General features: G+C 42.1%; 7 protein-coding genes. 4 read left to right on the top strand and 3 right to left on the bottom strand.

Annotated features, from left to right (window positions below; all coding sequences use genetic code 11):
• Positions 1-83 precede the first annotated feature (83 nt).
• Both thiL and mce read right to left on the bottom strand, forming a co-directional pair.
• A complete protein-coding gene (gene thiL / locus BVH04_RS16485; RefSeq protein WP_086542571.1) occupies positions 84-1,112 on the bottom strand; it encodes a thiamine-phosphate kinase in 1,029 nt (342 codons plus the stop codon).
• Between the two features lie 260 nt (positions 1,113-1,372).
• Positions 1,373-1,774 (bottom strand): methylmalonyl-CoA epimerase, encoded by a 402-nt coding sequence (gene mce / locus BVH04_RS16480; RefSeq protein ID WP_086542558.1) that lies wholly within the window; start codon positions 1,772-1,774, stop codon positions 1,373-1,375.
• Positions 1,775-1,864: 90 nt separating this feature from the next.
• Between mce and BVH04_RS16475 the strand changes: the two genes are divergently transcribed.
• The 3 genes from BVH04_RS16475 to BVH04_RS16465 all read left to right on the top strand — a co-directional run bounded on the left by BVH04_RS16475 (position 1,865) and on the right by BVH04_RS16465 (position 4,104).
• Positions 1,865-2,191: a HesB/IscA family protein gene (locus BVH04_RS16475; protein ID WP_086542557.1), complete on the top strand. Its 327-nt coding sequence runs from the start codon at positions 1,865-1,867 to the stop codon at positions 2,189-2,191.
• 108 nt (positions 2,192-2,299) lie between these two features.
• Positions 2,300-3,397 (top strand): glycine cleavage system aminomethyltransferase GcvT, encoded by a 1,098-nt coding sequence (gcvT, locus tag BVH04_RS16470; RefSeq protein ID WP_086542556.1) that lies wholly within the window; start codon positions 2,300-2,302, stop codon positions 3,395-3,397.
• Entirely contained in the window at positions 3,394-4,104 is a 711-nt protein-coding gene (locus BVH04_RS16465) for a 2-phosphosulfolactate phosphatase (RefSeq protein WP_086542555.1), read from the top strand. The genes gcvT and BVH04_RS16465 overlap by 4 nt, the downstream gene beginning before the upstream one ends.
• A gap of 4 nt (positions 4,105-4,108) precedes the next feature.
• On the opposite strand, the gene BVH04_RS16460 is transcribed toward BVH04_RS16465, so the two are convergent.
• Complete coding sequence (locus BVH04_RS16460) at positions 4,109-5,278, bottom strand: BamA/TamA family outer membrane protein (RefSeq protein WP_086542554.1); 1,170 nt, start codon at positions 5,276-5,278, stop codon at positions 4,109-4,111.
• A gap of 297 nt (positions 5,279-5,575) precedes the next feature.
• On the opposite strand from BVH04_RS16460, the gene BVH04_RS16455 reads away from it, so the two are divergent.
• A complete protein-coding gene (locus BVH04_RS16455) occupies positions 5,576-7,054 on the top strand; it encodes an alpha-amylase (protein ID WP_086542553.1) in 1,479 nt (492 codons plus the stop codon).
• Positions 7,055-7,071 lie beyond the last annotated feature (17 nt).

Here is a 7,071-nt window from a genome sequence, read left to right as displayed (position 1 = left end):
TTTAGCCAAAAATTAAAAGAATTGGTTGCTTACTGATTAGGTTGTGGTCCAAGTCTGAAGACTCGAACCACAGTTATTTTTAATCAAAAATGCTTCCACCCCTGAGCTTTAATCTGCACGGCTGTTCCACTTTTAGTGACTAGGAATTTACCTTCTTCTGCCTTAGTGATATGACCTACGAAGTGAATATCTGGGTGCTTTTCCAGCTTCGCAAAATCCTTCTGATCAATCGTGAATAGCAACTCATAGTCCTCTCCTCCATTCATCACACAAGTGATCGGATCAAGGTTCAACTCCACCGCAGTATCGAATGTCTGCTTGTCTATCGGCAGCTTATCCTCATAGATAATCGCTCCCACTCCAGAAGCTTTGCAAATATGGAAAATCTCCGAAGCCAGTCCATCCGAAATATCCATCATACTGGTAGGTACCACTTCCATTTCTCGCAACTCATGAATAATATCCACACGAGCGTCTGGCTTAAGTTGACGGGCAGTAACCAACGTGTATTTCCCCAGATCAGGCTTCATATCAGGATTGGCAAGAAAGACTTCCTTCTCACGCTCCAAAATCTGCAATCCGACTAAAGCTCCTCCGAGATCTCCCGTTACACAAAGAATGTCATTTTCTTTGGCGCCAGATCTATAGGAAATCTGTTCAGGTTTTGCTTCGCCAATCGCTGTCACAGAAATCACCAAACCACTTCTAGAAGCAGTAGTGTCACCACCAATCAGGTCAACACCGTAATGTTCGCAAGCCGCATGAATACCTTCATACAAGGCATCGATAGCTTCTACTGAGAATCTGTTAGATAGCGCAATACTCACAGTGATCTGCTTGGGAACAGCATTCATAGCTGCCACGTCCGAGACATTCACCGCTACAGCCTTGAAACCCAAGTGAGGCAATGGCGCATAGGAAAGGTCAAAATGAACTCCTTCCACCAATAGATCGGTGGTAACAACTTTGACCATATCTCCAGCTTCAATCACCGCAGCATCATCTCCAATGCCTTTTAAGGTGCTGGAATTTTTAATAATTACTTTTTCATTCAGGTGGTCGATCAAACCGAATTCACCCAAATCGCTTATTTCTGTTCTCTTTTCTGACATAATTTCTATCGCGGCGGCGTAACGGCGCAGCGGTTTATAATTCCAATTATTAATTACAATCTGTCCCAGCAAGCTTTTTCTTTGAAAGTTATTACTCGGCTATTCCCTCCGCCACGGCGGAGGAAAATGGGGATTTTCTAGAGTTTGTTTAAACTAGTGCTCTAACATCCAAATATCCGAGACCCAATTTCTCAACTTTCAAATCCTCCAATTTTGAATTGAAAATATCGAATGATGATATCTCATAATGAATGTTGAAGTCAGGAAATCTCCTGACACAATTCAATCAAAACACCATTCGTGCTCCGAGGATGCAAAAATACCACTAATTTATTGTCTGCACCCAGTTTTGGCGTTTCATTCAGGATTTCGAAGCCTTCTCCCTTCAGCCGCTCTACTTCCGACGCTATATCCTCCACATCAAATGCGATATGATGAATTCCTTCTGATCTCTTCTCTAGGTATATGCCAATGGGGCTATTCTCATCCGTAGCTTGTAGCAATTCTAACTTTGTCTCACCCACCTGAAAAAAAGAAGCAGCCACTTTTTCTCCCTCCACTTCTTCCGTTTTGTAGTGTTCTTTTCCCAGCAGCTTCGCAAAAAGTGTATTAGACTTCTCAAGATCCTTCACTGCTATACCTATATGTTCGATTTTCCTCATGTTTAAATTTGCTATATTTGTATTGAATCATTTCGGGAGCAATACTGTTTTTCCCATAATTCGACGTAAGACAAAGTAATATATAAAGATATGATAATCGTTTCTGACAAAGCCAAAGAGCGTATCCTAGAGCTCAAAAAAGAGGAAGGACGCACAGAAAATGAAAATATTCGCGTTTCTGTGAAAGGAGGAGGGTGCTCAGGTCTGATGTATGATTTGGGCTTTGATGGCGCTCAGGTGGAAACTGACCATGTATTTGAAGATAAAGGAGTAAAAATACTAGTGGACAGAAAAAGCTTGCTTTACCTGGCAGGAACTACACTGGAATTCACAGACGGACTGAATGGAAAAGGCTTCCAATTCGTCAATCCAAATGCAAGCAGAACTTGTGGATGTGGCGAAAGCTTCTCCGTATAAGACAAATACTTAAAACAAACATTAGAAGGCAACCCCATCAGGTTGCCTTTTTTAGTGCATTTTTCGCCTCAATCCTTACCTTTGCCCACTAGAAATTTAACCCAGATTATGGAAGAGCAAATCAAAAAAATCCAACTCAATGACTTGCACGTTGCCCTTGGTGGTAAAATGGTGCCTTTTGCAGGATACAATATGCCTGTGCGTTACAGTTCTGATAATGAAGAGCACCTCTGCGTGAGAAATGGCGTTGGCGTATTTGATGTGTCCCATATGGGTGAATTCATGGTAGAAGGCCCTGAGGCTTTGAACCTGATCCAAAAAGTAACTTCAAATGATGCTTCCAAAATCGTAAACGGACAGGCGCAGTATTCTTGCTTTCCAAATGAAACGGGCGGAATCGTAGATGATCTGATCGTTTACAAGTTTGAAGACGAGAAGTACATGCTTGTCGTAAATGCTTCGAACATCGATAAAGATTGGGCTTGGGTAAACAAGCACAATTCGATGGGCGCTAAGCTTACCAATATCTCAGAGGGAATATCACTTTTTGCTATTCAAGGCCCAAAAGCCATCGAAGCTGTACAAGCTTTGACTCCTGTCAACCTTTCAGAGATAAAGTTCTATCATTTCACTGTAGGAGAATTTGCAGGAGTTGAGGATGTGATCATCTCTGGAACGGGCTATACTGGTTCTGGTGGATTTGAGATCTATGTGAAAAATGAAGATGCAGAGAAAGTGTGGAAGGCGGTTTTCGAAGCTGGAAAAGACTTTGACATCAAGCCAATCGGCCTGGGCGCGAGAGACACGCTCAGAATGGAAATGGGCTATTGCTTATATGGAAACGACATCACAGATACCACTTCACCACTGGAAGCTGGATTGGGCTGGATCACCAAATTCACCAAAGACTTCACAAATTCTGAAGCCCTTAAAGCTCAGAAGGAAGCTGGTGTTTCTAAAAAATTGGTTGGCTTTATCCTGCAAGAAAGAGGTATTCCAAGAGGACATTACCCTATAGTAGATGCCGCTGGTGATGTGATCGGAGAAGTAACTTCAGGAACTCAATCTCCAAGCATGGGTGTGGGAATCGGTTTGGGCTATGTGAAAACAGAATTCAGCAAGGCAGGAACAGAGATTTTCATCCAAGTAAGAAATAAGAACCTTAAAGCTCAGGTGGAAAAACTTCCGCTAGTGAAAGTCAAATGAAACAAGTAGAAATCTGCTTCAGTCCAGAATTAATTCACTTGCACGAGCTGGAAGGCAAAATAGTGGTAGTGGTCGATATTTTTCGCGCCACCTCCACCATGATTGCTGCGCTGGCAAATGGAATTTCGGAAATAAAAACCTGCGCTGATCTGGAAGAATGCAGAGCCATGGCTTCCTCAGGTTATTTAATCGCGGGAGAAAGAAATGGCGTCAAGGCAGAAGGGTTCCAATTGGGAAACTCTCCCCTAGCCTATCTTTCTGGAGAATACCAAAACCAAAAACTCGCCATGACCACCACCAATGGAACTCTGGCGATTTCCAAATCTGCTGGAGCTGATGAGATTCTAATCGGTTCTTTCCCAAATCTACAAGCGACTGCCAGCTACATCCAATCCGGCAATAAAGATGTGCTGATTCACTGCGCAGGCTGGAAAGGAAAATTCAATCTTGAGGATTCGCTATTTGCAGGCGCAATGGTGAAGGCTCTAGAAACCACCCATGAAGCCGAGGATGATGGGGCCATTTCGATGAAATCCCTTTATGAAAAGGAAGGGCATAACCTTAAAGGTTTTCTTTCCCAAGCCTCCCATGCAAAACGCCTTCAAAATCACAACATCGATTCAGACATTGACTTTTGCCTTACGCTTGATTTATTTAGCCTGGTGGGCAAAGTGGAAGATGGAATTTTGACTGGTATAAAACAATAGGTGGTTAAAACGCCTCTCCAAAAGTAAAATAGAACTGAAGATCCTCTCCTGGAGAATGAGCTAAATCTAAACGTAGATTTAGCTTTTTCTTTTTGGAGAGTTGAAATCTTCCTCCGACTCCATAAGTGAGTTTTGTGCTTTGAAATTGGAATTTATTTTCAGCAGAAAAAACGTTCCCAACTCCAGAGAAAAGCACTGCACCCCATCTAGGCAGAAATTTATATCGGTATTCTCCTTGAAGGATCACTGAATTTTGATCTCTATACTTTCCGTCAAAAAGGCCTCTCATGCGCTTATTGCCGCCCATGTTTGCTAACGAAAAAAAAGGAACTCCTCCAGAAGTGAATTCAGAATAAAAATTGGTGGCAATTACCTGATTCTCTTTTACCGAAAACAGCTTCCGCAGATCGATTACCAAACGACCATAGTTAAAATCACTTCCTAGGTATCTACCATATTGTTGGAAACTCAACTCAGCGTAATTCCCATACAATGGGTACAGCTGATTGTCTCTGGAATCATAAACTATCAAAGGGCCGACACCACTTACTATTCCACCTTGACTCCCTGTAAATCCACCGTTGATTAATTGATCAGCCGGATTAAGATCATAAATATCATAGTTATCAAATCCATAGCGAATTCCCAGGTATAGATTAGGGACTATTTTACGGGCATAATCAAACCTTACTCTTGGATATCTCGCAGAGTAACTCTCCCAATCGCTTTCTGCTACGTCATTTCCAACTCCATAGAAATAATACACATAACGATACCATCCTACTTCTCCAATAAAAAGATCTTTGTTTGCTGGCGTGAAAACCCTCCAACTTGCATAGGTTAAAATTTGATTTCTGAGAGAATATGCAACTCCTGCTGTGACTAGACTTTCATAGGTAGCGTCATTTGCGAGTTTAAAAGTGCCTACAGCCCCTGCACCGAAAACCCATTTGGTCTCAGGAGTGTAATAAACCAGAGGTAATACAGAAATGGTGGGTTTATCATTCTTGCCAAGTCCATGGGAACCATCATTTTGAGCTTGGCAATTGAAAGAAATAAGAAGTAACAAGAATAAAAATCTCACTTTGAAATGTACGTAAGTCAACTCATAAGCGATGAGGGTACCAGCAATTTTCTCAAACCAAAGCTTTTTGACCTCAGCTCGGACGTGCATTCTGAAATGAGATATTTTTATCTATATGTACGCTTTTCTGCCAGTAAGCGAATTCTCTTTGGTCAAGGGTTGGAAGACCCGCCACGGCGAGGTAGGCCTATGAACGGAGTAAACCAGAATTCCGTGTGTCGTTGGGTTTTCTATCCTCTAAATTTTCTACTGGCAAGAATGAGTATATCCAAATTTTTAAACATGATTTTTTCGAGATACTTTACTGCTTAAAAAAAATATTTGAACTCACAAATGAGTTTGGCGTTTACGGATTAGTTAAACCACTAAACCAACCAACTTTTAGCGATGAAAAACGGAACTATGATCCAATTTTTCCATTGGTATTCCCCAGAGGATACGCTTTGGAAAGAAGTAAAAGAAAAAGCAGAGTATCTGGGAAATTTAGGAATTACAAGTGTCTGGCTCCCGCCTGCATCAAAAGGTGAGCAGGGAGGAATGAGCGTCGGGTACGACACTTACGACTTATTTGATTTAGGAGAATTTGATCAAAAAGGTTCTGTCCGGACAAAGTATGGAACCAAAGATGAATTCATTGAGGCTACAAATGCGCTTCATGACCGTGGAGTTCAAGTGGTTGTAGACTTTGTTCTGAACCACAAAGCAGGAGGCGATGAATCTGAAATCATGCAAGCAGTCAAAGTCAGCGAGGAAAATCGCCTGAAGAATATTTCCGAGCCTTATGAAATAGAATCTTTTACTCGATTTACTTTTCCCGGAAGAAATGGTGCTTACTCGGATTTTATTTGGGACAAGAATTGCTTCAGTGGCGTGGATTATGATCATCGCAATCAAGAGCATGGCATATTCAATCTCATGAGCGAGCATGGGAATGACTGGGACGAAATGATCGATGATGAAAAAGGCAACTATGACTTTTTGATGTTTTGCGACATCGAATTTAGAAATCCTGCCGTTCGAGATGAATTATTAAACTATGCTACCTGGCTTCATGAGCTTACTCACTACGACGGCGTACGTTTGGATGCCGTAAAGCACATCTCCCCACAGTATTTCAAAGAGTTCATGCATTTACTTAGGGAGCGCATAGGTAAGGAAATTTTCGCTGTAGGGGAATATTGGGCTCCTGGTCAACTGGAACTCTTGCAGCGATACATTGAAGCCACAGATGGCACAATGAGCTTATTTGACTCAGCCTTGCAGCATAATCTCCACAAGGCTTCTAACTCCGGTAGTGCATTTGACCTTCGTACGATTTTCGACGAATCTTTAGTGGCACATAATCAAGCATTAGCAGTTACCCTTGTTGACAATCACGACACTCAACCGCTTCAGGCGCTTGAAGCTCCAGTCGAAGCTTGGTTTAAACCTTTGGCTTATGCGCTTATTTTGCTTCGCAAAGATGGCTACCCATGCGTTTTCTATCCTGACCTTTTTGGCGCTAGCTATTGGGACAAAGGAGAGAATGGTCAGGATTATGAGATTTTCATCCATCGAATAGATGAACTAGAACCTATGCTTTATGCAAGAAAAGATTTTGCTTTCGGTACTCAGCGCGATTATTTTGAGCAAGCTAACTTGATTGGATGGACAAGAGAGGGCGATGAGGATCACTCTGGCTGTGCTGTAGTCATGTCAAATGGGGATGGCGCAACATTACCAATGGAGATTGGCACACGGTATTCGGGTCGAAGTTTCCGTGATATTCTTGGCAAAATTCAGGAAGAGGTCTGGGTAAACGAATCAGGCTGGGCAGATTTCCAATGTGCACCAGGATCAGTATCTGTATGGACGGAAGTGATTTAATGTAATTTCAAAGAGCT

It is taken from the genome of Algoriphagus antarcticus (genome assembly GCF_002150685.1).
Taxonomy (GTDB): Bacteria; Bacteroidota; Bacteroidia; order Cytophagales; family Cyclobacteriaceae; genus Algoriphagus; species Algoriphagus antarcticus.
This window is presented reverse-complemented; position numbering and strand designations above follow the sequence as displayed.